This is a genomic window from Halomonas koreensis (assembly GCF_031451675.1).
GTDB classification, from domain to species: Bacteria; Pseudomonadota; Gammaproteobacteria; order Pseudomonadales; family Halomonadaceae; genus Halomonas; species Halomonas koreensis.
In genome coordinates this window covers 34,004-58,868 of sequence record NZ_JARWAK010000013.1, presented here as the reverse complement: position 1 = coordinate 58,868, position 24,865 = coordinate 34,004, and the positions used below count along the sequence as shown (strand labels likewise).

General features: G+C 66.4%; 45 protein-coding genes. 19 read left to right on the top strand and 26 right to left on the bottom strand.

Features of this window, described 5'->3' with window-relative positions; all coding sequences use genetic code 11:
* Positions 1–32 precede the first annotated feature (32 nt).
* From QC818_RS14440 to QC818_RS14430, 3 genes are all read left to right on the top strand, one after another.
* A complete protein-coding gene (locus QC818_RS14440) occupies positions 33–698 on the top strand; it encodes a phosphoglycolate phosphatase (RefSeq protein WP_309653565.1) in 666 nt (221 codons plus the stop codon).
* 245 nt (positions 699–943) lie between these two features.
* Positions 944–2,431, top strand: a complete 1,488-nt coding sequence (gene trpE / locus QC818_RS14435; protein WP_309653621.1) for an anthranilate synthase component I — start codon at positions 944–946, stop codon at positions 2,429–2,431.
* A 476-nt stretch (positions 2,432–2,907) separates the two neighbouring features.
* Entirely contained in the window at positions 2,908–4,110 is a 1,203-nt protein-coding gene (locus QC818_RS14430) for a tyrosine-type recombinase/integrase (RefSeq protein WP_309653564.1), read from the top strand.
* Here QC818_RS14430 and QC818_RS14425 read toward each other — a convergent pair.
* The 26 genes from QC818_RS14425 to QC818_RS14300 all read right to left on the bottom strand — a co-directional run bounded on the left by QC818_RS14425 (position 4,107) and on the right by QC818_RS14300 (position 18,073).
* Positions 4,107–4,292 carry a helix-turn-helix transcriptional regulator gene (locus QC818_RS14425; RefSeq protein WP_309653563.1) on the bottom strand — a complete coding sequence of 62 codons (186 nt, stop codon included), beginning with the start codon at positions 4,290–4,292 and terminating at the stop codon, positions 4,107–4,109. The genes QC818_RS14430 and QC818_RS14425 overlap by 4 nt on opposite strands.
* A 96-nt stretch (positions 4,293–4,388) precedes the next feature.
* The gene (locus tag QC818_RS14420; RefSeq protein ID WP_309653562.1) at positions 4,389–4,745 is read right to left on the bottom strand and encodes a DUF883 domain-containing protein; all 357 of its coding nucleotides are present in this window, start codon (positions 4,743–4,745) and stop codon (positions 4,389–4,391) included.
* Positions 4,745–5,185, bottom strand: coding sequence for a hypothetical protein (locus QC818_RS14415; RefSeq protein ID WP_309653561.1), 441 nt, complete (start codon positions 5,183–5,185; stop codon positions 4,745–4,747). Before QC818_RS14415 ends, QC818_RS14420 begins: the two co-directional genes overlap by 1 nt.
* Positions 5,182–5,883 carry a hypothetical protein gene (locus tag QC818_RS14410; protein WP_309653560.1) on the bottom strand — a complete coding sequence of 234 codons (702 nt, stop codon included), beginning with the start codon at positions 5,881–5,883 and terminating at the stop codon, positions 5,182–5,184. Before QC818_RS14410 ends, QC818_RS14415 begins: the two co-directional genes overlap by 4 nt.
* Positions 5,880–6,227, bottom strand: coding sequence for a hypothetical protein (locus QC818_RS14405; RefSeq protein ID WP_309653559.1), 348 nt, complete (start codon positions 6,225–6,227; stop codon positions 5,880–5,882). Before QC818_RS14405 ends, QC818_RS14410 begins: the two co-directional genes overlap by 4 nt.
* Before the next feature lie 10 nt (positions 6,228–6,237).
* Complete coding sequence (locus QC818_RS14400; RefSeq protein ID WP_309653558.1) at positions 6,238–7,092, bottom strand: DNA adenine methylase; 855 nt, start codon at positions 7,090–7,092, stop codon at positions 6,238–6,240.
* Between the two features lie 52 nt (positions 7,093–7,144).
* Entirely contained in the window at positions 7,145–8,314 is a 1,170-nt protein-coding gene (locus QC818_RS14395; protein ID WP_309653557.1) for a DNA cytosine methyltransferase, read from the bottom strand.
* 42 nt (positions 8,315–8,356) lie between these two features.
* A complete protein-coding gene (locus QC818_RS14390) occupies positions 8,357–8,560 on the bottom strand; it encodes a hypothetical protein (protein ID WP_309653556.1) in 204 nt (67 codons plus the stop codon).
* Positions 8,557–9,204 carry a hypothetical protein gene (locus QC818_RS14385; RefSeq protein WP_309653555.1) on the bottom strand — a complete coding sequence of 216 codons (648 nt, stop codon included), beginning with the start codon at positions 9,202–9,204 and terminating at the stop codon, positions 8,557–8,559. Before QC818_RS14385 ends, QC818_RS14390 begins: the two co-directional genes overlap by 4 nt.
* A gap of 36 nt (positions 9,205–9,240) precedes the next feature.
* Positions 9,241–9,861: a hypothetical protein gene (locus tag QC818_RS14380; protein ID WP_309653554.1), complete on the bottom strand. Its 621-nt coding sequence runs from the start codon at positions 9,859–9,861 to the stop codon at positions 9,241–9,243.
* Positions 9,862–10,102: 241 nt separating this feature from the next.
* The gene (locus QC818_RS14375) at positions 10,103–10,645 is read right to left on the bottom strand and encodes a single-stranded DNA-binding protein (protein ID WP_309653553.1); all 543 of its coding nucleotides are present in this window, start codon (positions 10,643–10,645) and stop codon (positions 10,103–10,105) included.
* Positions 10,646–10,674: 29 nt separating this feature from the next.
* Complete coding sequence (locus tag QC818_RS14370; protein WP_309653552.1) at positions 10,675–11,610, bottom strand: recombination-associated protein RdgC; 936 nt, start codon at positions 11,608–11,610, stop codon at positions 10,675–10,677.
* A gap of 45 nt (positions 11,611–11,655) precedes the next feature.
* Positions 11,656–12,498 (bottom strand): hypothetical protein, encoded by an 843-nt coding sequence (locus tag QC818_RS14365; RefSeq protein ID WP_309653551.1) that lies wholly within the window; start codon positions 12,496–12,498, stop codon positions 11,656–11,658.
* A gap of 9 nt (positions 12,499–12,507) precedes the next feature.
* Complete coding sequence (locus QC818_RS14360; protein WP_309653550.1) at positions 12,508–13,323, bottom strand: PD-(D/E)XK nuclease-like domain-containing protein; 816 nt, start codon at positions 13,321–13,323, stop codon at positions 12,508–12,510.
* 75 nt (positions 13,324–13,398) lie between these two features.
* Positions 13,399–13,797: a hypothetical protein gene (locus tag QC818_RS14355; RefSeq protein ID WP_309653549.1), complete on the bottom strand. Its 399-nt coding sequence runs from the start codon at positions 13,795–13,797 to the stop codon at positions 13,399–13,401.
* A 14-nt stretch (positions 13,798–13,811) separates the two neighbouring features.
* A complete protein-coding gene (locus QC818_RS14350) occupies positions 13,812–14,078 on the bottom strand; it encodes a hypothetical protein (protein WP_309653548.1) in 267 nt (88 codons plus the stop codon).
* Positions 14,078–14,374, bottom strand: coding sequence for a hypothetical protein (locus tag QC818_RS14345; RefSeq protein ID WP_309653547.1), 297 nt, complete (start codon positions 14,372–14,374; stop codon positions 14,078–14,080). The genes QC818_RS14350 and QC818_RS14345 overlap by 1 nt, the downstream gene beginning before the upstream one ends.
* On the bottom strand, positions 14,361–14,534 hold the full coding sequence (locus QC818_RS14340; protein WP_309653546.1) for a hypothetical protein: 174 nt from the start codon (positions 14,532–14,534) through the stop codon (positions 14,361–14,363). The genes QC818_RS14345 and QC818_RS14340 overlap by 14 nt, the downstream gene beginning before the upstream one ends.
* Before the next feature lies 1 nt (position 14,535).
* The gene (locus QC818_RS14335) at positions 14,536–14,769 is read right to left on the bottom strand and encodes a hypothetical protein (protein ID WP_309653545.1); all 234 of its coding nucleotides are present in this window, start codon (positions 14,767–14,769) and stop codon (positions 14,536–14,538) included.
* A complete protein-coding gene (locus QC818_RS14330) occupies positions 14,766–14,930 on the bottom strand; it encodes a hypothetical protein (protein ID WP_309653544.1) in 165 nt (54 codons plus the stop codon). The genes QC818_RS14335 and QC818_RS14330 overlap by 4 nt, the downstream gene beginning before the upstream one ends.
* Positions 14,927–15,079 (bottom strand): hypothetical protein, encoded by a 153-nt coding sequence (locus QC818_RS14325; RefSeq protein ID WP_309653543.1) that lies wholly within the window; start codon positions 15,077–15,079, stop codon positions 14,927–14,929. The genes QC818_RS14330 and QC818_RS14325 overlap by 4 nt, the downstream gene beginning before the upstream one ends.
* Before the next feature lie 231 nt (positions 15,080–15,310).
* The gene (locus QC818_RS14320) at positions 15,311–15,571 is read right to left on the bottom strand and encodes a hypothetical protein (protein ID WP_309653542.1); all 261 of its coding nucleotides are present in this window, start codon (positions 15,569–15,571) and stop codon (positions 15,311–15,313) included.
* 29 nt (positions 15,572–15,600) lie between these two features.
* On the bottom strand, positions 15,601–15,846 hold the full coding sequence (locus tag QC818_RS14315; protein ID WP_309653541.1) for a hypothetical protein: 246 nt from the start codon (positions 15,844–15,846) through the stop codon (positions 15,601–15,603).
* 599 nt (positions 15,847–16,445) lie between these two features.
* Complete coding sequence (locus QC818_RS14310; RefSeq protein ID WP_309653540.1) at positions 16,446–16,736, bottom strand: hypothetical protein; 291 nt, start codon at positions 16,734–16,736, stop codon at positions 16,446–16,448.
* 127 nt (positions 16,737–16,863) lie between these two features.
* Complete coding sequence (locus QC818_RS14305; RefSeq protein WP_309653539.1) at positions 16,864–17,316, bottom strand: hypothetical protein; 453 nt, start codon at positions 17,314–17,316, stop codon at positions 16,864–16,866.
* A gap of 13 nt (positions 17,317–17,329) precedes the next feature.
* The gene (locus QC818_RS14300; RefSeq protein ID WP_309653538.1) at positions 17,330–18,073 is read right to left on the bottom strand and encodes a LexA family protein; all 744 of its coding nucleotides are present in this window, start codon (positions 18,071–18,073) and stop codon (positions 17,330–17,332) included.
* Between the two features lie 69 nt (positions 18,074–18,142).
* On the opposite strand from QC818_RS14300, the gene QC818_RS14295 reads away from it, so the two are divergent.
* The 16 genes from QC818_RS14295 to QC818_RS14220 all read left to right on the top strand — a co-directional run bounded on the left by QC818_RS14295 (position 18,143) and on the right by QC818_RS14220 (position 24,704).
* The gene (locus QC818_RS14295; RefSeq protein WP_309653537.1) at positions 18,143–18,367 is read left to right on the top strand and encodes a helix-turn-helix domain-containing protein; all 225 of its coding nucleotides are present in this window, start codon (positions 18,143–18,145) and stop codon (positions 18,365–18,367) included.
* Between the two features lie 61 nt (positions 18,368–18,428).
* Positions 18,429–18,755 carry a hypothetical protein gene (locus tag QC818_RS14290; protein ID WP_309653536.1) on the top strand — a complete coding sequence of 109 codons (327 nt, stop codon included), beginning with the start codon at positions 18,429–18,431 and terminating at the stop codon, positions 18,753–18,755.
* Between the two features lie 19 nt (positions 18,756–18,774).
* A complete protein-coding gene (locus QC818_RS14285) occupies positions 18,775–18,978 on the top strand; it encodes a hypothetical protein (RefSeq protein WP_309653535.1) in 204 nt (67 codons plus the stop codon).
* 113 nt (positions 18,979–19,091) lie between these two features.
* Positions 19,092–19,292 carry a hypothetical protein gene (locus tag QC818_RS14280; protein WP_309653534.1) on the top strand — a complete coding sequence of 67 codons (201 nt, stop codon included), beginning with the start codon at positions 19,092–19,094 and terminating at the stop codon, positions 19,290–19,292.
* 2 nt (positions 19,293–19,294) lie between these two features.
* On the top strand, positions 19,295–20,110 hold the full coding sequence (locus QC818_RS14275) for a helix-turn-helix domain-containing protein (RefSeq protein WP_309653533.1): 816 nt from the start codon (positions 19,295–19,297) through the stop codon (positions 20,108–20,110).
* Positions 20,107–20,877, top strand: a complete 771-nt coding sequence (locus QC818_RS14270; protein WP_309653532.1) for an ATP-binding protein — start codon at positions 20,107–20,109, stop codon at positions 20,875–20,877. The genes QC818_RS14275 and QC818_RS14270 overlap by 4 nt, the downstream gene beginning before the upstream one ends.
* Positions 20,874–22,223, top strand: coding sequence for a replicative DNA helicase (locus QC818_RS14265; protein WP_309653531.1), 1,350 nt, complete (start codon positions 20,874–20,876; stop codon positions 22,221–22,223). The genes QC818_RS14270 and QC818_RS14265 overlap by 4 nt, the downstream gene beginning before the upstream one ends.
* Positions 22,220–22,528: a hypothetical protein gene (locus tag QC818_RS14260; protein ID WP_309653530.1), complete on the top strand. Its 309-nt coding sequence runs from the start codon at positions 22,220–22,222 to the stop codon at positions 22,526–22,528. Before QC818_RS14265 ends, QC818_RS14260 begins: the two co-directional genes overlap by 4 nt.
* Positions 22,525–22,731: a hypothetical protein gene (locus tag QC818_RS14255; RefSeq protein WP_309653529.1), complete on the top strand. Its 207-nt coding sequence runs from the start codon at positions 22,525–22,527 to the stop codon at positions 22,729–22,731. The genes QC818_RS14260 and QC818_RS14255 overlap by 4 nt, the downstream gene beginning before the upstream one ends.
* Complete coding sequence (locus tag QC818_RS14250; RefSeq protein WP_309653528.1) at positions 22,728–23,186, top strand: NinB/YbcN family protein; 459 nt, start codon at positions 22,728–22,730, stop codon at positions 23,184–23,186. Before QC818_RS14255 ends, QC818_RS14250 begins: the two co-directional genes overlap by 4 nt.
* The gene (locus QC818_RS14245; protein WP_309653527.1) at positions 23,183–23,320 is read left to right on the top strand and encodes a hypothetical protein; all 138 of its coding nucleotides are present in this window, start codon (positions 23,183–23,185) and stop codon (positions 23,318–23,320) included. Before QC818_RS14250 ends, QC818_RS14245 begins: the two co-directional genes overlap by 4 nt.
* Complete coding sequence (locus tag QC818_RS14240; RefSeq protein WP_309653526.1) at positions 23,320–23,460, top strand: hypothetical protein; 141 nt, start codon at positions 23,320–23,322, stop codon at positions 23,458–23,460. Before QC818_RS14245 ends, QC818_RS14240 begins: the two co-directional genes overlap by 1 nt.
* A complete protein-coding gene (locus tag QC818_RS14235) occupies positions 23,457–23,927 on the top strand; it encodes a DUF968 domain-containing protein (RefSeq protein WP_309653525.1) in 471 nt (156 codons plus the stop codon). Before QC818_RS14240 ends, QC818_RS14235 begins: the two co-directional genes overlap by 4 nt.
* Positions 23,924–24,133 carry a hypothetical protein gene (locus tag QC818_RS14230; RefSeq protein WP_309653524.1) on the top strand — a complete coding sequence of 70 codons (210 nt, stop codon included), beginning with the start codon at positions 23,924–23,926 and terminating at the stop codon, positions 24,131–24,133. The genes QC818_RS14235 and QC818_RS14230 overlap by 4 nt, the downstream gene beginning before the upstream one ends.
* The gene (locus tag QC818_RS14225) at positions 24,130–24,327 is read left to right on the top strand and encodes a hypothetical protein (RefSeq protein WP_309653523.1); all 198 of its coding nucleotides are present in this window, start codon (positions 24,130–24,132) and stop codon (positions 24,325–24,327) included. The genes QC818_RS14230 and QC818_RS14225 overlap by 4 nt, the downstream gene beginning before the upstream one ends.
* Positions 24,327–24,704: a RusA family crossover junction endodeoxyribonuclease gene (locus QC818_RS14220; RefSeq protein WP_309653522.1), complete on the top strand. Its 378-nt coding sequence runs from the start codon at positions 24,327–24,329 to the stop codon at positions 24,702–24,704. The genes QC818_RS14225 and QC818_RS14220 overlap by 1 nt, the downstream gene beginning before the upstream one ends.
* Positions 24,705–24,865: the final 161 nt, after the last annotated feature.

The following is a 24,865-nucleotide window of genomic DNA, read 5'->3' as shown; positions in this document are numbered from 1 at the left end:
CGGGAATATGGCGCAACACATGGAGAATCCGTATGCATCCGCTGCTCGACGACATCCGCCTGGTGGCCTTCGATCTCGACGGCACCCTGGTGGACTCGGTCCCCGACCTGGCGGCGGCGGTGGACGCCGCCCTGGTCGACCTGGACCTGCCCCCGCCCGGCGAGGCGAAGGTGCGCGACTGGGTCGGCAACGGCTCCCGGGTGCTGATGGAGCGGGCGCTGGCGGAGGCCCTGGGCGAGCCGCCCTCGGCGTCGCGACTGGAGGCCGCCCACGAGCGTTTCCTGGCCCGCTACGGTCAGGCGCCCTGCGTCCGGACCCGACTCTACCCCGGGGCGCGCGAGGCGCTGGACGGCCTGGCGTCGAGCGGGCGCCGCCTGGTGCTGGTGACCAACAAGCCCGAGGCCTTCATCCTGCCCATCCTCCGGGCGGTGGGCATCGAGCAGTGTTTCGCCCTCTGCCTGGGCGGCGATAGCCTGCCTCGGCGCAAGCCGGATCCGCTGCCGCTGACGCATGCGGCGGATCGCTTCGACGTCGCCCCGAGCCGCTGCCTGATGGTCGGCGATTCCCGCCATGACATCGCCGCCGGCAAGGCGGCGGGCTTCCGCACCCTGGCCGTGCCCTACGGCTACAATCACGGCGAGCCGGTGGCCGCGAGCCGGCCGGACGCGATAGTTGAATCGCTGGCGGAACTCGTTTAGGGTGAATCGGGTTACGCTATAAATCAGCAGCTTTTGATAACCCTTTGTTATATGTGATCCCCGATCACCCCTTGGAACTCCGCATCATGCTGGCTCTTCCCGCTTCCCCGACCGCCGTCCGCCTCGTCCCCGCCACCGGGAGTCACGACGGCTGGCGATGGTGATGCTCGTCCGCCGAGACGACCCGGCGTCGTCTCTCTCCGACTCGCCATCGTGACTCCATCAGCCGAGGAACCGGGCCCATGATGACCCCCGACCGCTTTCAGCAGCTCGCCGAGGCCGGCTACAACCGCATTCCCGTGACCCGCGAGGTGCTGGCCGATCTCGACACCCCGCTGTCCACCTACCTCAAGCTGGCCGACGCCCCCTGGACCTTCCTGCTGGAGTCCGTCCAGGGCGGCGAGAAGTGGGGCCGCTACTCGATCATCGGCCTGCCCTGCCGCGAGCGCATCGAGGTGCGCGGCCTGACGGTGCGCCATATCGTCGACGACCGCGAGCTGGGCGTGGCCGAGGTCGAGGACCCGCTGGCCTGGATCGAGGACTTCCAGGCGCGCTTCAAGGTGCCGCGCCTCGACGACCAGCCCCGCTTCGACGGCGGCCTGGTGGGCTACTTCGGCTACGACACCATCCGCTACATCGAGCCGCGCCTGGCCGGCGTGGACAAGCCCGACCCCCTGGGCGTGCCGGACATCCTGCTGCTGGTGTGCAACGACCTGGTGGTCTTCGACAACCTCTCGGGCCGCCTGACCCTGTGGACCCATGCCGACCCGGCCGAGCCCGAGGCCCATGCGCGGGCCACGGCCCACCTGGCCGGCCTCGAGGCGCGCCTGCGCGACGCCGCCCTGGACGCCGCCAGCCCCGGCACCGGCGGCCGGGCGGTGGAGGAGGGCCACTTCACCTCGGGCTTCACCGAGGGCGGCTTCAAGGCCGCGGTGGAGACCATCAAGGAGTACGTGCTGGCCGGCGACATCATGCAGTGCGTGCCTTCCCAGCGCATGTCGATCCCCTACCAGGCGCCGCCCCTCGACCTCTACCGGGCGCTGCGCAGCCTCAACCCCTCGCCCTACATGTTCTACTTCGACCTGGGCGATCACCAGGTGGTGGGCTCCTCGCCGGAGATCCTCACCCGGCTGGAGGACGGCGAGGTGACGGTGCGGCCCATCGCCGGCACCCGGGTGCGGGGGCGCACCGAGGCCGAGGACCGCGCGCTGGAGGCGGACCTGCTGAACGATCCCAAGGAGGTCGCCGAGCACCTGATGCTGATCGACCTGGGACGCAACGACGTGGGCCGCATCAGCGAGACCGGCTCGGTGACCGTCACCGATCGCATGGCGGTGGAGCGCTACTCCCACGTCATGCACATCGTCTCCAACGTCACCGGCCGGCTGAAGCCCGGGCTGACCGCCATGGACGCGCTGCGCGCCACCTTCCCGGCCGGCACCCTGTCCGGGGCGCCCAAGATCCGCGCCATGGAGATCATCGACGAGCTGGAGCCGGTCAAGCGCGGCGTCTACTCCGGGGCCGTGGGCTATCTGTCCTGGCACGGCAACATGGACACCGCCATCGCCATCCGCACCGCGGTGATCAAGGACGGCGAGCTGCACGTCCAGGCCGGCGCCGGGGTGGTGGCCGACTCGGTCCCGGAGCTGGAGTGGCAGGAGACCCTCAACAAGGGCCGTGCCCTGTTCCGCGCCGTGGCCATGGCCGAGCGCGGCCTGGACAACCTCGAATGAAGGACGCGCCCCGCCCCCGGGCGGGGCGCCTTGACACACCCGCGGCACCACCACACTATAGCGGCCATGAATGCTTTCCCCATGACCATCGCGAAGCAGTGGCGCCTCGACATCTGACGGGGCGGCTTTCGCGTGTCTGAACAACTGTGCCGCCCGCCGAGGCGGCATTTTTGTATCTGCCGGCTCGCGAGGGATGGATTCGGGCATGGTGAGCGGGACGCCGCGCGCGATGCGCGCAACGGCCGCGCTGGACGCAACATGATCAGGAGTGTATGCCCGACATGATCTTGATGATCGATAACTGATAGCCAGATTCCATCGCCATCCGCCATTCTTCCGCACCCTTCCGGGCAGATTCAGCAATCCCCGCCTTTACGCCCGCAGGCGCCCTCCATAACCATCCATATTCCATTCATATGCATCCGGCTCATGTGTGAGTAAGATCGTGAGTACAACCATCCCTTACTCACAATGCCATGCCGATCTCCGATACCAAGGCGCGGAACGCCAAGCCGCGCGAGAAGCTCTACCGCATCGCTGACGGGCACGGCCTGTGCCTCGAGGTGCGCCCGTCCGGCCGCAAGGTCTGGCGCCTCCGATACCGCCTGGATGGCAAGGCCAACATGTGGACCATCGGAGACTATCCACAGGTGAAGCTCGGCCCGGCCCGTGAGCATCGGGAGTGGGGCCGGGAGCTGATCGCTCGCGGCATCCATCCCCGCGACCAGGCCGAGCGCGACAAGCAGGCCCGCCAGGCCGAACAGGCGCAGACTTTCCGCAGCGTCGCGGAGGAGTGGCTCGAGAACCGCGCCGGTGAATGGACGGCCTACTACAAGGGTCAGGTGCGGAAGGGGCTCGACAACGACATCTATCCCGCCTTCGGCGATAAGCCGATCCGCGAGGTGGAGGCAGCCGATGTGCTCGAGCTGATCCGCGGCGTCGAGAAGCGGGGCGCGCCGTCAGTCGCGCTGCTGCTGCGCCAGTGGGTAAGCGCGATCTTCCGCTACGGGATCATCAACCTGCAAGCCGACACCGACCCGGCGTCGTTCATCAAGGGCGCGGTGTCACGACCGAAGGTGAAGCACGCCACGGCGCTGCCCGAGAAGGATCTGCGCGTGCTGCTGGGCCAGCTCGAGGTGTTCGGCGGCTACCGCACGACGCGGCTCGCCATCGAGCTATTGCTGCTGACCATGGTGCGCACGGTCGAGCTACGCCGCGGGCGCTGGGCCGACGTGGACCTGGAGAACGCCATCTGGCGCATCCCTGAAGCCGACATGAAGATGCGCCGGCCACACCTGGTGCCGCTCTCGACGCAGGTGGTGGAAAAGCTCAAGGAGCTGAAAGAGTACACAGGGGGAGGAGAGTTGCTGCTGCCCGGCATGAAGAACCCTCGCCAGCCGATACATCACACGACGATCAACCAGGCGCTGGTCCGAATGGGCTTCGGGAAGGGGAAGTTCGCGGCCCATGGCTTCCGGGCGACAGCCTCGACCGTTCTCAACGAGCAAGGCTGGAACCCGGACGCGATCGAGCGACAGTTGGCTCACGCACCATCGAACAAGGTGCGTGCGAGCTACAACCACGCTCAGCACATGGACGAGAGAAAGGAGATGATGCAGTGGTGGGCGGATCATCTGGACCGGCTGAAGCGGCCCAAGGAGGGCGGCGAGGAAGGCTAGGACGCCTTCTTCCATTCGGCGGCGATCCAGTCGTCGATCTCGGATTCGAGCCACAGGCGCTTGCCGTGCATCAGCTTCCCGGGCGGGAAGGCGCCGTTGGCGATCCAGTCGTAGATCTTGCTCTTCTTGAATCCCACCTTGCGCTCGAGCTCGTGCAGGGGGAGCAGGCGGTCATGGGGCATATCGTCCTCCAGAAACAGGAAAGCCGCCCAGGGGCGGCGATGTGCGGGATATTGCTCAGGAATGGGCGGGACGGCGTTTTCTGAGCGGTATGGTGCTCAAGATGGCGGGTGCCGATACAGCGGGCAGATGATGTGCAGCCTCGGGTTGTTCTTCTCGAAGCCGTTGTCGATCTGCCACTGGTCCACGAAGCCGATCTGCCCCGTCTCGTCGTGCTGGTACATCCAGGCCTCTGGTGTCGGCTGGGGCGCTTCCTCCCCAGGCCGCACGCACGGCAGCCCGAGGTGCTCCATCAGATCGCACGCCGCGTGCTGGCTGTGGTGCCGGCCTTTGGCGCGGGCGAAGTGTTCAGCCAGGCGAGCGGTCTCGCGCAGGCGGGCATTCTCGGCCTCCAGGTTGCAGATTACGCATTCGCCCTCGGGCTGGCCGTGGTCGCATTCGTCGAATTCTTCCATCACTCACCTCCCATCGCTGGTCTGATCTCCACCACCTCGCTGTCGAGGTGCCGTGGGTTGCCCCGGGCGCGCGCCTCGCGGAGCATCCGCTGCCATTCATCGACGAGCTCGCCCAGCATCACCGCCTGGCCGATGTCGCCATCCACTTCTTCGAGGTAGGCGCCGTCGTCGGTGACGAAGCGCACCGTGACCCGCAGATGCCAGCGGTGTGGCGCCGCCTCGGCGTACTCGGCCAGCTGCTTACGGTCACCGGCCGGCGTCATCGCGGGGAACGACCACTGGCCGTGCAGCTCGTCGCCGACCGGGATCGCCCGGAACACCATGCCGTGCATCTTGCGCCGGGCGCGGTCGATGTAGCGGTCGATGCCGGCCCGGCCCATGCGGGCAGCTCGGTTCATGCGCCCAGCCTTGGCCTGGGCGCGGCGCTGGGTTCGGTTCACGGAGCCTCCTCGGCCTTGTCGGCTTGCTCTGCGTTGCGGCGACGCAGCTCCTGCACACCCTCGAACTCGGCCCGAATGTTCGTCTGGTCCGGGGTGCAGCGCGCTCTCTCGAAGCCCCACCAAAAGCCCTGGCGGAACTGTTCGGCATCCCGGCGGGTGAGGGAGATGGCGGGCTTATCGCTGAACGACAGCAGCCACTGCTCGAAGCGGCCGCCTCTGGCCAGCTCATCCCATGGCGCTACGTCGCCATTCGCGTGCAATTCCGCCACCCCGTAGCTCTCCGAGACGAGCGCGTTGAAGTCGTCGTGCAGCCGCTCCACATGCGCCGCCAGGGCATCGCGCTGCTCGGCCCGGCCGTCAGCCAGGCGCTGCAGTGAATCACGCTCGGCAACCAGCTCTCTGACAGGCTCAGCGCCGTGCCAGTCGCCAGGCTCGCCAGTGGATCCGGATGCTACCTGGTAGATCTCATGGACGGTGGCGCGCTGTGTGCGGGCCTCTTGAGCGTGCGTCCTCGCCTCCTGGCGGGCGGCCTCCAGCTGATTTGCCATCTGTCGCCAGGCATCGCGGGCGGCACGCATCTCGGTCGAGCGGTACTCGCCTTTGGAGTCGAGTTCGGCCAGGGCGACCACGGCTTCGGCATCGCCGCCGGAGAAGTGCGGCAGGGCCCAGGCCTCGAAGTCATTGCGGGGAAAGGTCATGCTGCGCTCTCCTTGGCCATGTGCTCCCAGATGCGTGCCGCCTCGAGGAAGGCGCGGCTGCCGGCTCTCGCGCAGCGATGGAGGTCGCTGCAGTAGGTGGGCCCGGAGATCTCCATGCCGATCATCTCGGCCTCGTGGTACGCCGGCCCGGGGAAGTGCTCGCTGTTCGGGTTCAGCCAGGCCGCGACCTGACGAAAGGCTTCGGCCTGCTTTGCGGCGACATTCGCGCGGAGGTCGGCATTCTCCGCGGCGAGTCGCTCATTCGCCGCCAGCTGCTCCTCGAGGCGCTCGGCCAGCTGCTCGTATGCGGCATCGGGTGCCTGTGTCTCGGCGGTTGCGGTCATAGGTCTCTCCTTACCCAGTGGCGAACATGTCGCGCTGGCGTTGTTGTTCGACGACCCGCGGCGACAGCCACAGGCACTCGGTTCTGATCACGGTTCCCTGGCGGCCGCTGGCGGCGAACTCGCGTCGCACCATCTGCCAGTCGGTCAGCAGGTCCCGGTAGAGCTCGGACGGATAGCCTGAGATCACGACGAAGCCCTCGAGCTTCCTGCAGGCATCGAGCATCGCCTCGTGCTCGCTGTCGTTCATCTCGTGCCGGTAGGTGGACTTGTCTTGACCCATGGCGCGGGTGCCATGGAGGTAGGGCGGGTCCAAGTAGTGGAGGGTGCGGCGCGCATCGCGCTCGAGGATGACGTCCAGGGCGGGACGGCTCTCGAGCACCACGCCAGATAGGCGCTCGCCGAATGCCGCCAGGTTGGCCGGATAGCGACTCCAGTAGCCCGCGGGGTTCACGCCGCGGCCTGATGAGCCTGAGAACGCCCGGAACCCTGTGCGGCCCTTGGTCGCCGCGGCAGAGCCGAAGCCGGAGAAGGCTCTAAAGATGGTCCGGCGTGCCTGCTCAACAGGGTCGTCATGCTCCTCGTAGGAGAGCTCGAACTCCTCCCGGCCATAAGGCGTCAGGTACAGAAGCTCCTCGAGGCGCGCGCGGCTGGCCGGATCTCGAAGCACCCTGAACACGTTCACGATCTCGCCATCCAGGTCGTTGTAGACCTCGAACGCGCTGCGGTGCAGGCGCATCAGCACACTGGCGCTGCCACCGAAAGGCTCCACGTAGGTGTCGTATTCGCTCGCCGGCGGGAAGTAGGAGAGCAGCCAGTCGGCCATGCGCCACTTGCCGCCGTGGTATCGAAGGACGGGAGGTAGCATTCGCGATCTCCAGAACGAAGGGGCCGCCTCAGTGGGCGGCCCGGGTGTGGGGTCAGGTGATGGCTTCCACTTGTTCGATGCGCCGCCCGATCCACTCCATGACCACCACCGCCATGCTGTTGCCGATGGCCTTGTAGCGCGGGCCGTCGGCGGCGATGGCCTTGTTGCGATACGGGATGGCGGTGTGGCCGTCGGGGAATCCCTGCAGGCGCTCGCACTCGACGGGCATCAGGCGGCGGACTGCCATCCCCGGCCGAGCTGAGCAGATAGCCGGCATCACGCCGGCATTGGCGTGGCTAGCTGCGTGGCCGCCGGCGCGCAGGGTCGGCGACAGATCGGCCTGAGCGTCGGCGCCGTAGTCCTTGGCGGTGAAGGCAATGGTCGGCACGCCCCGGCCGGTGCCGTCTTCGCTGAACCCTTTGCCGTTGTTGGCGGTGTTCAGGGCGTGGGTGATGTCGCCGGTGATGGCCTGCACCTGGAGGCCGCCCTCCATCGTGGCTAGGTCTTGCCCGGCCTGTTCGGCGTAAGTGGCTGTCAGCGTGCCGGCGACCTGTAGATGCCCGGCCATGGCCTGGTCTACGCAGCTTCCCCCGTCGGATGCTCGGAGCGTGCCTGCTGCGTCAGCGCTGCATTCAGCATCGGCGGCAGCGTCTTGTCCCGGGCCTCGGCGCGGCGCAGGATTCCCCGACAGGCTTTCGCGCTCAAAAAGTACCGCTGCGGCACGTCGCCAGTCTCCAAGATGGCCGACAACGAACACACGGCGGCGGCGCTGGGCCACTCCGAAGTACTGAGCGTCAAGCACTCGGTAGCTGAACCCATACCCGAGTTTGACCAGCCCCCCGAGGAAGGCACCAAAATCCCGTCCTCCGTTGCTCGACAGGACACCGGGGACGTTCTCCCACACCACCCAGCGGGGGCGATATTGGTCAGCAATGGCAAGAAAGGTGAGCGCGAGGTTGCCACGCGGGTCATCCAGTCCTCGGCGTAGTCCGGCGACGCTGAATGACTGGCACGGGGTTCCTCCGACGAGAACATCGATAGTTGCATCGGGCCACTCCTTGAACTTGGTCATGTCGCCCAGGTTGGGGACGTCGGGCCAGTGATGGGCGAGCACGGCCGACGGGAAGGGCTCGATCTCGGAGAAGAACTGCGGCGTCCAGCCGAGCGGCTCCCAGGCCACGCTGGCGGCCTCGATGCCGCTGCACACGCTGCCGTATCGCATAGGGTCTCCCTGGCATGAAAAAGGCCACCGGGTGGTGGCCTGTCAGAAGTGCTTGAGTCGTCTCGCCCGCCGCCGGGCTCTGCGCTTGGCGGCGGCCCGCTGGTGTCGCTTCACCCCGCCATGGCGCGGCCGGGGCGGCGCCTTCCGGTGGTTGATCTCCGGCGTCGAGGCGTCGTGTATCGCAATGCCCGGCCACTCCCGGGCGGTGACGTTCAGCATCGAGGCGATGGCGAGGAGCATGGTCATGCGGCGTCGGCCTCCTGCTGCTGGTCGATCCGGCGGAACTCGATGACCCAGACCCACGGGTTAGCGTCCCAGCTGTCGCTGCCGTTGATCTGCTCCCATACCCGGCGGAATGCGCGTCGCGGTTTCTCGTACCATCCGCATTCATGAGCAGCCTCGGTGCTGGAGTTGTCGCACCCCTCGGCGCGCGCATCGTCCTCGGTGATGTCCTGCAGCCGCTCGACGCGCACGGCGGTGACCTCGAGCAGGATGCGGCAGGCCCAGCGGGGCATGTGGATCGAGGGGCGCCACGGCAGCGATCCATCCCGCCATTGCCAGTCCTGGCCGGGGTCGGCACGGTATCGAATATCGTCGCCAGGCTGGGGCTTTCTGCCGCCTGGGGTGCCCGGCGGGTCAGTAAATAGCGCGCCCCATGTCTCCCGCACCCACAGCTGGTCGCCGGACTTGCCGTAGGGACAGGTGAAAACTTTGCTCGCGCCGCCCCTGTGCTGCCACTGAAAGCCGCCAGCCACCTTCGCCGCTCGACAATCGTTGCCCTGGGTATCTCCGGCCGGCTGGTTCTTGACCAGCCGCCGCGTCTGCGTCTTCCGTCCGTCGAGCAGGGCGCGGACCATCTCGTCGTTGAACAGTATCGGGCGCTCTTTCATCTCTCGCTCCTTGGCCCTGCGGGCCGGTTGTGGGTGTCAGGCGGCAGACTCGTCGGGTCGATCCTCTCGATCTAGGCGATCGATCTCCGCGGCAATCAAAGCGCCGGCCTTCTCCAGATCGCGTCGTGGAGTTGTGGGTTTCCACCACTGCTCAGCCCAGGGCCACCGAGTCGTTCTCATCCGACTGCTGTCTGATTTTCGTTCGCTAATCGCGATAGCTGCAGTTCCTGCGTAGGCTGCCGCCCCGGCAGCGAGCTGGCCGTTCCGGTAGGAGTCATCGTGCTCTACCGACCAGCCTTCTGCCTCCACCTGTCGACGCCGCTCGTTGGCGATGGCAGCGATGGTTGGGGCGCCGTCAACCGATAGCATCAGCAGGTTGGCGAGTGGAGTGGTCGGCTTCACCGCTAGCATCACGATCTCGCTGTCTTCATTGCTCCAGCGGCCCAGCTCGGTGAATCCTTGCGGCGGGACGAACGGCAGCGCGTCGATGTAAGCCTCGATGTCCGCCAGGTAGCGCTCGCTCTCTTCCGGTTGCTCGTCGGGATCTGGCTCCTCGACGACCTCAACGTGAACCTCGAAGCCCATCGGCTCGAAGATGAACTTCACGGGCCGCTCCTCGAGGAGCGGGTGGTTCGTCAGTTGATCGATCAGACGCATTGCTCTGCTCCTTCTGGTGATTGATCCCCATCTCGGAGGGGTGGCCGGCTTTGCCTTCCGCTACCACATGCGTGGTTCGCCCGCCGCCAGCGCTCCGGCCGGACTGCCGGAATGGCGCCAGGGTAGGGCGGTGGAGAACGCGGAATCGCCGCTGCTGGTGGATATTGGGTACTGCTGATCCGGCCGGGCCCGTCCTGGCGAGCAGCCGCGGTGACGGCCGGGGAGGTAGGAGAGTGGCCGGCTAGAACGGGATCTCGTCGTCGAAGTCGTCGAAGCTGCCCGGGTCCGGCGCGCCGAAGTTGCCGCTCTGCTGCTGGCCGCCCATGGCGCCGCCTTGCGGATATTGCCCGCCCGGATTGCCCGGCTGGCCGGCGGGCGCGCCTTGCTGCTGACCACCCTGGGGCTGGCCGTAGTTGCCGCCCTGTTGCCGGGGCTGGCCGCTGGCGTAGCCGCCGTTCTGCTGCTGGCCCTGCGGGCTGCCGGCCAGGCTGATCTCCTGCACCTTGAGGGTGACAGCGAAGCCGGGGGCGCCGTCGCGCTTCTGGAACTCTCGGGTGCCGATCTCGCCGGCGACCCACACCTGCTGACCCTTGACCAGGTACTGGATCAGGCCGGATTCCGCCCGCTTGCCCCAGATACTGGCGTCCAGCCAGAGAGTGGTCTTGTTGTCGCCGTATCCGACATCGACGGCGACCGGGAAACCGGCGACTGACGTGCCGCCCTGAGTCTGGCGAACCTCGGCGTTGCGACCGATGCGGCCGAGGGCTGAGTAGATTCCTGACATGGTGAATCCTTGATGGGGTGAATGAAGGGTTATGCCGCCGTGGGCACTGCACCGCCGGCCTGGGCCTCGCCGCCCAGCCAGGCCAGGATGCGCTCGATGCTGTCGGCCAGTGCCTGGGCCATGAGCAGAAAGTCGGTCTCGAGACGCACCAGGGCATCGTCGCCGTCATCGGTCTGGGAGGCCTCGTCGATCAGCGCGTCGTCGAAGCGGATCGACTTGATGGCGAGGTCGTCGTGGAGCACGAACGACAGCCGGCCCTCGATGCCCAGGGCGAGCTTGCTGGCTTGGCGGCCTGACTCGAGCAGCTGCTGCATCTCGTCGCTGTCGAGATCCACCTGCCGGCCGCGCACCACGCCGTCGTCGCCCTTGGCCTTGAGCTCCACCTGGTCACCGATGACCAGATCGGCGGGGCGGGCGCCCGGGTCGCCGAGCCAGGTGGTCATCGCCCGCATCGGCAACGTCTGGCTGGCCAGCGGCGTGACCTTGAGGCTGCCCAGCGTCTCGCGCAGGAGGTCGAGCAGCTCCTCGGCGCGCTTGCGGCTGCTGGTGTTGACGGCGATCAGGTTGCGGCGGGTGTCCCACCACAGGTCGATCTTCTGGCTGCGCACGAAGGCCCGGGGCAGCAGCTCCTCATAGACCTGCTCCTTGAGCGTGAGCTTCTCGCCGCGTCGAACCTTGCGCTTCTCGGCGATCTCGATGGCCTCGACGCGATCTTCGAGCTCTTCCTTGACTACCTTGGCCGGCAGCAGGCGTTCCTGGCGCAGGGCGGTGATCAGGCGCTGGCCCTGCAGCTCGTGCAGCAGCTGAGTGCCGGCGCGTCCGGCGGGCGGGCACCAACCCAGGCGACGGGCCTCGCTGCCGCCGAGCGGGCGGTAGGCCTGCTCGCCCAGCGCCTCCTCGAGGCGGGCGGCGTCGATCTCGGGCGCGTCGTGAAGGCGGTAAAGGTGCAGGTGCTTGAACCACATGATCGGTATCTCCTGGCGGGGCCCGGCAGGGCCCCGGGTGGGTGGTCAGGCGGCGCTCTGGGCCTGCTTGAGTTCGGCATTCAGGTCGCCGGCCTCGCCTTCGTGGGCGCGCATAGTGAAGAAATCGGACGCCTGCGCCTGGCCGTTCTTGATGCTGTTGTAGACGGCCTGGAGGCTGGCGATGTCCTCCGGCAGGCAGTCGTCCAGGCTCTTACCAAGGTGCGCCGAGAGGTGCGTGGACTTGACGCCGAACTTGGCGAACGCCTCGAGCATCCGTCGCACCCGGTCGGCCACAGGCTCCTGGCTGGAACCCGCCAGCGTCTTGCGGCATTCGTTCACGGCGGCATCCACCAGATCGGGCGGCAGGATCGCCAGCAGACGAGCGCGCAGGCGGCGCCCGCCCATGTTCGCGGTGATCTCGTAGATGTCCCGCTCGTCGGTCAGGGCCTGGCCGCCGCCGCGCTTGTCGCGAATGTGGCGGACAGTGAATTTCTGGCTGCTGTAGGTGTTCGTCTCCACGTCCCAGGCGTAGGCCTCCATCTCGCTGTTCCCCTCCTGTCGGGACAGCTCGCGGATGCCGTAATCGACATTCCCCCAACAGCGGGCCAGCTCCTCGGCCAGGCGGATCGACGGGCCGCTGACCTTCTGCCCGCCGCGCGGGTAGGCGTATTCGCCCACGGCGGCGAGTGCCGGGCGCTGGCAGCTGGTCATGATCTTGCTGTAGGCCAGGGCTTCGTCGCGCGGGAATTGCTTCGCCAGCAGCAGCTTCCCTTGCGCCTCGGTCACTGCTCGGCTCTGCTCGATGTGCACGGTGCCGTGGTTGACGTGCTGGGCCATGTCCCGGCCAGCGAATGGGTTGCTCTGTTCCGTCTGCACTTGCTGATTCATGGGTGTCTCCTATGCCGCCCAGGGCGGGAGTGACAGAGTCTCGATGCCGGGCCAGTCGTTGGCCTGGCGGCACTCGTGGTAGGTCTGGAGGTCGCGCTGGTAGGCAAATCGGCCGGCGTCCTTGGCAACCTGGTCGAGGCTGAACAGGCGCACTGGGTAGCGGCCGCATTCGATGCTCGTACTGACCACCAGGAACAGGAATGCCCGCGGCGCCTCGCCGAAGTGCTCGGCATAGCCGTCGCTGTAGAACGGGTCTTGAACGTGATAGCGGTAGTCGTAGACCGAGCGGGCGAACTTGCCCATGTCGGCGGTCGTCTTGAGGTCCAGCAGCCATCCCATCTTGGGCAGCGCCTTGTCGGGCCGGCACCGGCACAGCTCGCCGGTGATCGGGTCGCGCCAATAGATGCTGGCCTCGGCGTCGCCCTCGGACTCAATCAGGAATCGGGCGTGTGGGTGGGCCATCACGCTGTCGCGCATCAGCGCCACCTGGCGGCCTTCCTTATGGGTCAGCGCCACGCGTCCGCCGCGCTGTTCCTCGAACTCCTCCCATGCGGCCTTGCCGGCCTTAGTGTTCTTGGGCGCATCTGGGCCGATGGCGTATTCGTCGCGGAACCGGTGCGGCTCAAGGATGGCAGCGTGGGCGGCGTCGCCGATATTGAGAGCGGCCTTCTTCTCGTCGTCCTCGGGCGCCGTCAGCGACCATTTCAGCAGGGCGGGCGACCGGCTCAGCAGATCAAGCTGCGACTTCGATACACCCGGCCCTGCGTGGTATTCGGCGTTGGGTATGTCGGGGTAATACCCCGGCCCTATCTCCGTTGGTGACATTGCGCTATCCTCGTCTTCGATTCGTGGTGCGAATCATCCGGCCCGCTTACCTGTGCCAGCAGAAAAGCGGGCTTTTCATTTCTCGCCGCGGGCCTTGGCTAGGGCGGCGCGAGCCTTGTCCTGCGCCGGGCCGCTGCCTTCGCAAACGGACTGCTCCACAGCAGCGAGCAGGTCTTCGAGTGCCCCGTACAGCTCCTCGCCGGCCTTCCGCTTCATGCCGCGGGCGTCTGAGATGCGGCGCTGCTCGGACAGCAGGTCGTCAACGTCACCCTCTCTGAACCACTGCCGGCACAAGCTGTTGAAGTTCTTGTGCTTCGGAATCCAGGGGCGGTCTTCGCCGCTGACGGACAGCTTGCCGAGCTCGCGCGACTCCAGGTCCTTGGTCCAGACCATGACCGTGCCGTCGCTGTAGAGCTGAAAGCGCACGCCTTCCTTGTGGTACTCCGGGTAGACCGGAGTGGCTTGTTCGTTCATGTCGCGCTCCATGTTCATGCCGCCATCGCGGCGTCGTGCTCGTCAGCCACGGCGATGGACCAGGCCTTGAGCTCGGCGGTGCCGTCCTTGGTGGCGGCGTAGCGCTCGACTAGGTGGCCGACCGTCAGCCCCAGGCGCAGCTCCTCGATCCCGCACCCCAGTAGCCCTTCCTCGATCAGGTGCTCGGCGAATGCCAGCTGGGCGTCGTTGTCGCCGTCCATCACGGCGTCGTAGTGCCGCTGGGCGGCGGGCGAGAGGGCGCGGCGGTAGTCGATAGGCATCAGGCGGCCTCCTTGTTGACGCGGTTGGCGGCGATGAAGGCGGCGAGCTGGTCGCGCTGCTCGGCCAGCGACTCGATCTTGCCGGCGGCTACCGTCTCGCGGCCGTCAGGGCCTATGCAGACGGTGCTGGTGAACACGACGCGGTCGTCGGCATCGAGTACTCGGGCAGAGCTCCAGGTCGCTCCGTCTGCCCATGCCTGGGCTTCGTGATAGGCGCGCAGACCGGCCTGATCTCGGACGGCCAGGGCGGTGAGCTGCAGCTCCTGCAGCAGGGCGAGTTGTTCATTGCTGGGCATCGTCTTGTCCCTCCAGTAGCTCGCGAGCAGCCTCCGACACGGTGTCGGGCGTCAGCTGCTCGGCGGTGAGGCGGTATAGGCGGCCGTCGAGCTGCACGATGTCGGTGCCGCCGGCGGCGAGTAGGTGGTCGATGGCCTGACGGGCTGCTGATTCCTGCATGTCAGCGCCTTCCCATCTCTCGTTCTGACCAATGCGGCCCGATGATCGGGCGGCGGGCCTGGCGCTCGCTCTCGGCGAGCCGGCGCTGCTGCTCGCGCCACTCGCGACGCTCCAGCCAGACGCCGAGCATCACGAATGCGCCGATCACGATCAGGCAGCAGAGGAGTAGGGCAAGGGCGACGGTGTAGCCGCCCTGGGCGAGGCTCTGGATGAAGTTGTCGGTGGGTGCGTTCATGATGCTCTCCGGGTGACGGTGGTGATCTTCGGCTTGTCGATGCCGGCCTTGTGCGCCGCCTGCTTGGCTTGGCGCCTGCTCCCGAACGGGCTGCCAGGCAGATCGCAGCGCGGCGTCAGGCGGCCGCTGTGGCGATCCCAGGCGATGTATCGAGCGCTCATGAGTCCAGCTCCCACACTTCCATGCGCTCGCGGGCTTCCCGCTTCTCGGCCAGGTAGTGATCCAGCTCGATGCGCCGGCTGCTGGCCGCGATGGCGTCGTCGATCTCGCGCTCGCGCTCTTTCGGGGTCTTGGGCAGAAGGGTTTCCATGGCGATCTCCATGTCGTGGGCGCGGCCCGCCGTGGCGAGCCCGCAGGCAGAAAAAAAGCCCGCCGGGGAGGGCGGGCAATGCAGGGAATTGGGGATGCGGTGGCGCATCGATATGCCGCCTGGCGCTTCCCCGTAGTCCCGTCGGGGCAGGCGGCATACCTGATGCGTCCCGGCGAATTCTCAGCCCACCGGGAGGCTATGGGCCGCACTGCGCAGCGGATCGCGTGGTGCTCAGGCGGTGATGGTGAATTCCGCCCACCACTCAACGGTTCCGTCCTGAAACGAGACGTTGAACGGGATGCCGGTGCGGCATTCCAGTTCAGCCATCCTGTCGGCGTAGCAGGCATTCCAGTGGCATTGGCGGGACATGTCCTGCGAGTCGGCCAGCGGCTGGCTGTTACGAGAGCCGATGGCCATCTGGCCGTTGTTGCGGCAAATCAGGACGACCCGGCCCGGTTCGGGCAGCTTGTCGGCTGGCTTGTGCTTTTCCATCTCTTCCTCCTCTACGCCCGGGGCGCGGCTCAAAGTGAAGCGGGGTGATCCTGGCTCTCAGCCGCCGCTTGCAGCTCATCGTCTACGGCATCTTCCGGATCTTGCATCGGCCAGCCGTCCGGATTCGACGCCTCGTCGTGCTGGGTCTGCCAACACAGCTTGGCCCAATCTCGGGTCTTCTCGTCTGCCTCGACGCCTCGCTCAACGAAGCGGTCATAGGCGCGGTCGATCCACTGCTGTTTATCCATCGTGCTCTCCTGTCGTTGTGCATCCATCAGCACCCTCGTCGAAGGCGCTGGTGGATGCAGCCCCTGGTGCGGCAGGGGCTGCCGGTCTTGCTCAGTAGTCGCGCGGCAGCATGTCGCTCTCCTTCTGTCTGCATCCGGCTTTGTCGTGGTCGGCGGGCCGGTGTCGCCTTGTGATGGGTGCATCAGTGAAGCCGGCTCGCCTCCAGCGGCTCACGGCGTGGTGACCGTGAGCGCCTTCACAGGCGTTGAGCAGGCTTCCCGATGGCCACCGATACGCTCGATGGCCAGCGTGCCGGTACTGACCCCGGCGTGGTCTTCAGTCGAGCGGCTTCGCTACAGCCGGTGCCACCCGCGCCAGGTTCTAACCTCTCGGTGTGCGCCTGACGCCCCGCTAGGGACTCTCGAAAGCACGTCTCATGGACGTGGATGCATTGGCCCAAGCACCGGGGGATCTCGAACTGTTAAAGAGCCAGGCCCTTGGAGGGCCGGAACCGGCTTGCGCCGTGTTCGTGTGGCTAAAGTTAGCGGTGCGCTAAAGTCTCGTCAATAGCTTAACGCTAAATATTTTCTTCCGAGCACAAAAAAGCCCGCCACGATGGGCGGGCTGGATAGAGAAGAGGGTAGGGTCAGTCGTAGCTGTAGCCGCTGTAGGGCTCGCCGTCGGAGTCAATGCCCTGGTGGTAGGTCTGGCTGCCGATGCTGCGAGAAGTGCCGCTCCAGCTGTTGCCGTCGCTGCTCATCCCGTTGTGGAAGGTGGTGCCACCTATCTTGCGGCTGGTCTGGTTCCAGGTGGAGCCGGTGTTGCTGTTGTAGCCCTGGATGGTGGTGGTGTTGCCGTGGCGCTGAACGCTGTAGCTGTTTCCTGATTGGGCGTCATAGCAGGTCTGGAAGCTGCCGGAGCCGGTACAGGTGGCCAAGGCAGGGGATGCGGCCGCCAGGACAGCGGCTCCGACGATTGAGGCAAACAGAATTCGCATGATGGCTCCTCGCGCAATGGGCGGACCCATTAGGCTAGCAAAGAAGATTCATCGCGGAATGGCCTCGTCAGAGATGTGACTGAACGTGCACAGCAATAGTCCTGAGTTCCCGCATGCGCTCCAGTCGAATCTGGTTCAGCCACTGGCGCATTTCGGCATCCTCGATGGCGGCTGCCCGGTCGCGATACTGATCGGCTGAGCGCTGGGCTGCGCCACTTTCGATGCCCACCTCGCGATCGGTCTGCGCAATCACTCTGTCCGCTTCGGCCAGCAGACTGTTCAGCTCTCGCTCCATTCGAGCCTTGCGGGCGGGCTCGTCGCGCAGCTCGTCGTATTCTGCCTCCACTAGCGACATCTGGTCTTTCCAGAAGTCGCGCTGCTGGATCGTTGCGCGAGCCTTGTTGATCAGTCCGCGCACTTCGCCATCGACCGAGACGGCGACCTCTCCGGGGCTGGAGAAGGCGAGATAGCCTGCCAGCAGAACGCTGCCGCTCACTGTGTACCGGTTGACCCACTTCATGCCGACCTCCCTGTCAGCTTGCTCTAGGCGCCCTGAGCCACAGCGACCCGATCACCACGCCAATGATCTCGCAGTTCCCGTTGATCGGTATCCAGGGATCGGGCCAGGCCGGATTGCGAGCTTTAAGCAGGCGTTGCCCGCCAGGCTCCTCGACCAGCTGCTTGAATGTGGCCTCGGCCCCGCCGTGCTCAGTGAGCATGGCCACCACGTCGTCACCATCGAAAGGCATCACCTCGGGATCCACGTAGATGATCAGGTTCGGCTCGTATTTGGGAGCCATCGACTGACCACGCACGCGCAGAGCGAAGGTTGAAGCTGAGCAGTTTGGCGGACGAGGCACCTGGTCGGCGTCCTCGCCCAGATCATCGACGCTGACCACCTCCTGCCAGTTGCCGGCCTGAATCCATGACAGCACCGGCACATAGCCGGCAAGGCGCGGCGGCGGTGCGATATTGGTCTCGTACATCGCCGGGTGCTGGGAGACGCTCCCGGAACCCCGGTGGCTGCCCTGGTCGGTGTCCAGCCAGCCCGGCGCCAACCCCTCCATGCGCTCAATCTTGCGAGCGAGCTGATCCCCCAGGTTCCGGTTCGGGTTCTTGGAGGTGATCTGGCTGATCGTGGAAGCCGACGTATCCCACTTGTCAGCGCACGCCGCCTTGGTCCTTCCCTGCATCAGGCGCAGCAGGTTCGCTCTGCGAATCTCGTATATGTCCATGCCGCCAGAATCGCAGCCATTAGCACAGCGATAAATATGCATGGCGCTAACTCCCTGCTTGCAAAAAGATTAGCGCAACGCTAAATTGTGGGCATCACGGAGGAGATGACCATGTCCCAACAACTTCGCGACTGGCTTGGCCAGAACGACAGCGCAGAGCGTGAGGCACTGGCAGAAAGAGCCGGCACCTCTGTCGCACATCTCTGGCAGCTCGCTGGCGGCCACCGCAGGGCATCGCTCGAGCTGGCCAAGCGGCTCGAAGACGCATCCCGCGGCGGACTGACCATCGAAGGCCTTCGCCCCGACATCTTTGGCGACCGCACCCGGGCCGCCTGATTTCCCCAACCGCCTGCCTGTGAAGGCCGCGGCATCCCTGAAGCAACAGAAGGAACTGCCCATGCTTTCACACCTCGCTGATCGCCGTCACAAGCCCGAAGGGGAGCACCTGCGACACCTGGTGAAGCCCCGCTTCACTGACGACGAGTTCGAACAGGTTCAGGCGGAGGCGGCGATGCGCCACGGCGGCAAGCTCGCCCCGTTGGTTCACGAGGCCACGCTGCTCGGCCTCGAGGTTCTTCGGAAGCGCCGCGAGGCCTTGCTGGCGAAGCTGGCCAGCGGCGAAGCGCCCCCGGCTGACGAGATGCAGGAGCTCGAGCGCCTGCTGGCCGAAATGGCCGATCGCCAGCTCTCAGGAAACAGCATTAACCAATTTCAATCGGCCTGACAGGGCCAAGGAGTTCGCGATGGTCAGTCGCGATTCACTGAAGCGGGTTTTCGCGCAGATGTCGCCCGAGGCCCAGGAGAACGCCCGGCAGGAGGCCAAGTCGCGACGCATCGGCGTGGAGGACGTGGTTCTCGAGGCATGCCTGGACGACGTCCAGGGGCAGCTGTACGCCCTGCGTCGCCGTCGCCCTGAACTGAGGGTGGTGGAGGGTGGCCGGGCGTGAGCCCGGTCATTCCAGCGATAGGTCCTAGTAGGACACATAGAAACGAAGAAGCCCGGCGCGCTGGGGAGCGAGGGCCGGGCTTCAAGGATCACGCAAGTGACGGGAGAAGCGTAATGCAGACCGCACAAGACCGCAAACCCCTGGCCGGCGCCGAGCCCAGCTACCGATCGTTCCGCCACCTGCCTGAGCCGGTGCGCTGGCAGTGGTACGAGAACGCCAAGCGTATCCGCCGCGGGCGAGAAGCAGCCGGCGTCGAGATGACCGAGACCTATGACGAATTCATCGCCCGCGTGACGCGCGAGCTGGAGCTTTGAGCATGAGCGATCACCGTGCATTCCGGGGCGTCTGGATCCCGGCCGACATCTGGATGAATCGGGAGTTGAGCCTTCAGGAGAAGGTGATGCTGATCGAGATCGACAGCCTTCAGCATCCCGAGCGCGGGTGTTTCAAGACCAACAAGGCGCTGGCCGAGTTCTTCGACCTGTCGCCGTCCCGCGTCTCACGCATCATCGCTCGGCTTGAGCAGGCCGGATGGGTCCGCGTGGAGCTGGTGAAAGAAGGCAAGCAGATCGTCGAGCGTCGCATCTTCATGTCCCGCTCTTTGGGTGGTGCGGAAACGCAAGAGGGGTATTGCGGAAACGCCTCGAACCCTAGTGCGGAAACGCAAGAGGGGTATTGCGGAAACGCCTCAGAGAGGGGTTCAGGGGTTAGGGGTTCAACCCCGAGGGGTTCAGATAAACCCTCTCGTCCGTCTGACGACGTCCGGGCGGTGTTCGATCACTGGCGTGAAGCCATGGGCAAGTCAGACCGCACCGTGCTGGACGACAACCGGAAGCGCCTGATCACCAAGGCCCTGGATTCCTACAGCCTGGACGACGTGAAGTCAGCCATCACCGGCTGCAGCCTCTCGCCGTACCACATGGGCGAGAACCCGGGGCGCAAGCGCTACAACGAGCTGGGCCTGATCCTGCGCAACGCCGACAAGATCGAGCAGTTCATCGGTTACGCCGAGCAGCCGCCGGCCAACGTCCATCGCCTTGACGACCACCGCCCCCGGCCGAAGCACACCGGTCTGGACCAAGCCAACGCCGCCGGCCTGACGCCGCGCGCTGACGGGACGTTCTCACTATGACAGCGACCAGCATCCGCGGGGCCATGCAGACGCGGCCCGCGCAATGTGAGCGCCACGGCGAGTACGAGTCCGTGCTGCTCAACCTGGGTGGTCAGCGCTGGACCGGCTGCCCGCACTGCTCGGCCGAGACCATCGAACAGCACCAGGCCGAGCGCGACGCCAGCCAGGCCGAAGACCTGCGCCGCCTACGTGGCCAGGCCATGTTCGAGGCCTCTGGCGTTCCGCGCCGCCTACAGGGCGCCACGCTCAAGAGCTATGTCAGCGACAGCGACGAGCAGGACGCCGCGCACCGCCAGGTCTGCGAGTACGCCAAGGGCCTGGCCGGCCACCTCGAGACCGGTGATGGCCTGGTGCTGATGGGCAACATGGGCACCGGCAAGACTCACCTGGCCGTCGGCCTGATCCGCTACGCCACGCGCAGCCTGGCCGTGCCTGCCCGGTACGTGACAGCGCCGGCCCTGTTCTCGCGGGTGCGCGCTTCCTACGGCGGCAACGGCGAGAGCGAGGCCGAGATCCTCGACGAGCTGGTGGCGGCCCCGCTGCTGGTGATCGACGAGATCGGCGTCGGCAAGGGCTCCGACAACGAGCTGAACCTCACCTACAGCTTGCTCGGCCAGCGTTACGACGCCTGCCGGCCGACGGTGATCATCACCAACCTCATGAGCGAAGACCTCCGGGCCTGGCTCGGCGAGCGGGTGGTGGATCGCCTGCGCGAGACCAGCCCCGTCGTGCTGTTCAACTGGGAATCTTATCGGGGGCGTTCATGACCATGCTCTACAGCCAGGACGCCGAGCTGTCGGTCATCGGGGCGGCCATGCTGGAGAACGACCAGGTGGCCGACCTGGCCGAGATCGTGCGCCCTGACGACTTCTATCTCGCCCAGCACCGCACGGTCTGGGGCGGGATCATCAACCTGGCGCGCGATGGCAAGCCGTGCGACCTCGTGACCTTGGGCGACCACCTAGAGGCTAACGGCCTGATGGGCAGCGTGGGCACGCTGGGCGACCTGGCCGAGATCGCCCGCGCGGTGCCGGTGGCCAGCAACGCCATCCACTACGCCGACGTGGTGGCTGATCTGGCCCAGCGCCGGCAGCTGCTGGGCACGCTGCCCGATGCCGAGCAGCGGATCGCCGACCGCGGCGTGGATACCGCCGATCTGATCACCGAGCTGCAGGGGCGCCTGGAGTCGCTGCGCCGCTCCTCGCGTGACCGCCTGATGCGCGCCGCCGAATACCTCGACCACGACTTCATCACGCCCTTCGACCTGCGCTACTCCGGCCAGGAGGAGTCCATGGGGCTCTCCTACGGCCTGCGCGATCTGGATGAGGCCACCATGGGCATGAAGCCCGGCGAGCTGGTGGTGGTCGGCGGGCGCCCGTCGATGGGCAAGACGGCCTTCATGATGAACAGCCTGCGCGCCGCGCTGGGCGGCCAGGCGCCGGTGCTGATCGAGAGCCTCGAGATGAAGCGCCCGGCGCTGTTCAACCGGCTGGTCGCTGGCATCGGCGACATCCCGATCGCCGCCTTGCGCGACCCGCGTGGCCATGAGGATCGCATCGACGAGTACATGGCCCGCATGGCGTACCCGATCAGCCAGATCAACAGCGCCGACCTGTACATCAACCACGAGACCCCGCGGACCATCTCGCAGATCCGCGCCCAGGCGAAGGAGATCCATGACCGCCACGGCCGGGTCGGCCTGGTGATGATCGACTACCTGGGCAAGGTGAAGGTCGAGGGCAACCACAAGCGCCACGACCTCGGCATCGAGGAGGTGGTGGCCGGGGCCAAGTCCATCGCCAAGGAGTTCGACTGCCCGGTGATGCTGCTCTCCCAGCTCAACCGCTCCCTGGAGCAGCGCCCCAACAAGCGCCCGAACATGGGCGACCTCAAGGACTCATCCGCCATCGAGCAGGAAGCCGACACGATCCTGTTCCTCTACCGGGACGAGGTTTACCACCCGGACAACCCCGACAACAAAGGCCTGGCCGAGATCATCATCGGCAAGCAGCGAGAGGGCGTGACCGACACCGTGCACGTCGTTTCGCGGCTGAGCCATGCCCGCTTCGAAGACCTGGCGCCGAAGCGCTATGCAGAGGAGCTCGAGTCATGAGCAACGTCACCGCACTGGCGCCGCGCCGCGGCCGCCGCCTCGACAACCCGCACAGCCAGCTGGGCCGGACCTACCTCGTGCTCCGCGACGCCGCCGGCTGGCTCCAGCTCCACGAGATCGCCGACGCCATCCTCGAGCGCTTCGGCCAGCAGGACAGCCACGCCGCCATCTCTGCGCGCATCCGCGAGCTGCGCGGCTACGGCCAGACCATCGCCAGCCAGGAGGTGCCGGGGGATGCCGGCACCCGGCCGCACGAGTATCGGCTGTATGTCGTCGAGGGCGGCGGATCGGGAGGTGCTGCATGAACGCTGACTACATCGCCGGGCGTGAAGCCCGAAGCAGGAACCTCTCGGCCAGCGAGTGCCCGCATCCCAGCCAGGCCTCGGAGACCGGTGCGCCGGTAGAGGAGCGCGAGGCCTCGCCCATGTGCCGCCGCCACTGGTGGCTGGCGGGCTGGGCGGACAGGGACATGGAGCTCGGGTATCGGGTCAGCGGGGTGGCGGCATGAGCACCACCATTCGGCTCAACGGCGCCTTCGATCTCCAGCGCCTTACCAGCGCCATCCGAGAGAAGGGTTTCCCCTGCAACGTCAAGATCACCGGAACCCGCCGATCGCTGCCACAGAACGCCATGTTCCACATGTGGTGCGAAGAGATCGCGGGCTTCTTCATCGGGCGCGGCAAGACCTCGTTCGCCGACGGCACTGCCATGGATAAGGACAGCGTGAAGCGGAACCTCAAGCGGACATTCCTGGGGCATGAGGAGGTCAGCGACATCGACCTGCGCACTGGCGCCGTCGACAAGCGCTACGAGCTCCGCAAGACCAGCGAGCTTGATTCTGGCGAGATGCACCACTTCCTGACGCAAGTGGATAGCTGGGCGACAGAGTTCGGCATACCGCTGACGCATCCGTTCGACAGCGAGTACATGGAGCTGGCCAGAGAATTCGGGGAGGCAGCATGAAGCGCATTCCATTCTGGCTCGTCATCGCGGGCACCGTTGCCGCCGCGGGGCTGGTCGTCTGGCAGATCGTCGAGCTGGCCCTGATCACTGACGCGCTGTTCGATGCGCTGGCAGAAGCGAAGGAGGTGGAGTGATGTTCGATCTCGGCGAATGCGAGAAGTGTGACGAGCCGGCTGTGGTCGTCAGCGATGACGGCGAGGCGCTGTGCCAGGACTGCATCTTCGAGCAGACCTGCGAGGACATGTTCGGCGACCCGTGGGAGGACGACGAGTGAAGCGCACCGGCCCGCTCAAGCGGAAGACCCCGATCCAGAATCGCAGCGAGCTCAAGGCCAAGGCGCCGATGAATCGCAAGCGGGAGAAGCGCAGTGCTCCGCGGCGCCAGGCGGCCAACGACAACCGGTGGCGCAGCGAGGTCTATCTGGCGTGGGTGCGCACGCTGCCGTGCTCGGTATGTGGCGCCACGGGCGGCGTCGCAGCTCACCACCTGGTCGGTATGTACGGCCTTTCGGGGATGGGATTGAAGGCCCCTGACTCGTTCGTCATGCCGGCCTGCGACCCGATCTATGGCCACGTCCGTGACTGTCACCAGCAGATCCACAGCAACAAGGCCCTGCGAGACCGCCAGCCGGCATTCCTGCGGGACACGCTGTCCCGGGCTGTGAGGGCGTTCGACGGCGAGACGAAGGCCGAGCTGGTCAAGGCTTGGCGGATTATCGAGGAGAAGGAGGAGGCAGCGTGACCGACATCGACTACACCCAGCTCCCCGTCCAGCTGTTCCGCATGGGCGTGCCGGACGATCACCCGATTCGCTCGGCACTGTGCCGGCTGCACGAGGCCGAGGATCGCACCGAGCTATCGCCGGATAAGCAGGGCGCACTCATCGGCAGTGCGTGCCTGGCCGTGGACCGCGAGTGGAGAAAGCTGACCAAGGAGGTCCGCCCATGATGTCGATCAGCAGCCCTGCCGGCCGCCGACTGGCCGAGGCGCAGGACGAGATGGATGCCGTGACGGCCGAGCCGTACCGATACGCCAACCCCGAGCGCTCTATCCAGAGCGCCAGGCGACGCCGCGATGAAGCGGCCGAGGCCGTGGCCCGCGAGCTGATGGCCAGCGGCTTCCACCTGATGGAGGGCGACTGATGCACCTGTTCGTCGAGTACCTGGGGCCCAGCACCAACGCCATCTATGCCGGCGTCCACTGGGCGAAGCGGAAGAAGGCCAAGGATGACGCCTGTCGCGCCACCCTGGCCGCCGTCCGCGCTGCCGGTATCCAGCCGGTGTCAGGGCGGGTCGATTTGGTCTTCCGTCCGCGGCTGGGCAAGGGCGTGCGCCGCCGAGACACCAGCAACGCCAGCATGACGGCCAAGCTCCTCGAGGATGCCCTGGTCAAGGCTGGGGTGCTGGCCGACGACACCGAGGCCCATGTCCGTCGGGTGATCCTCGAGCCGGCCGAGATCAACCGCCAGGCGGTGACCGGCACCACCATCGAGATCATCGAGCTGGAGGGCGAGGCATGACGCGATTCCGCGTGAGGCCCAGGACCGTGCGGGACGCCGTTGGAGACCTTCCTCCTCGCGCTGCGCTGCGGATCCCGCCAGGGCTTGGGCTGGGGCTCGGCTGGCAATCCTTCTACGCCATGCAGTGGCGAGACATTTATCCAGGGCGTGCGCTGACTGTG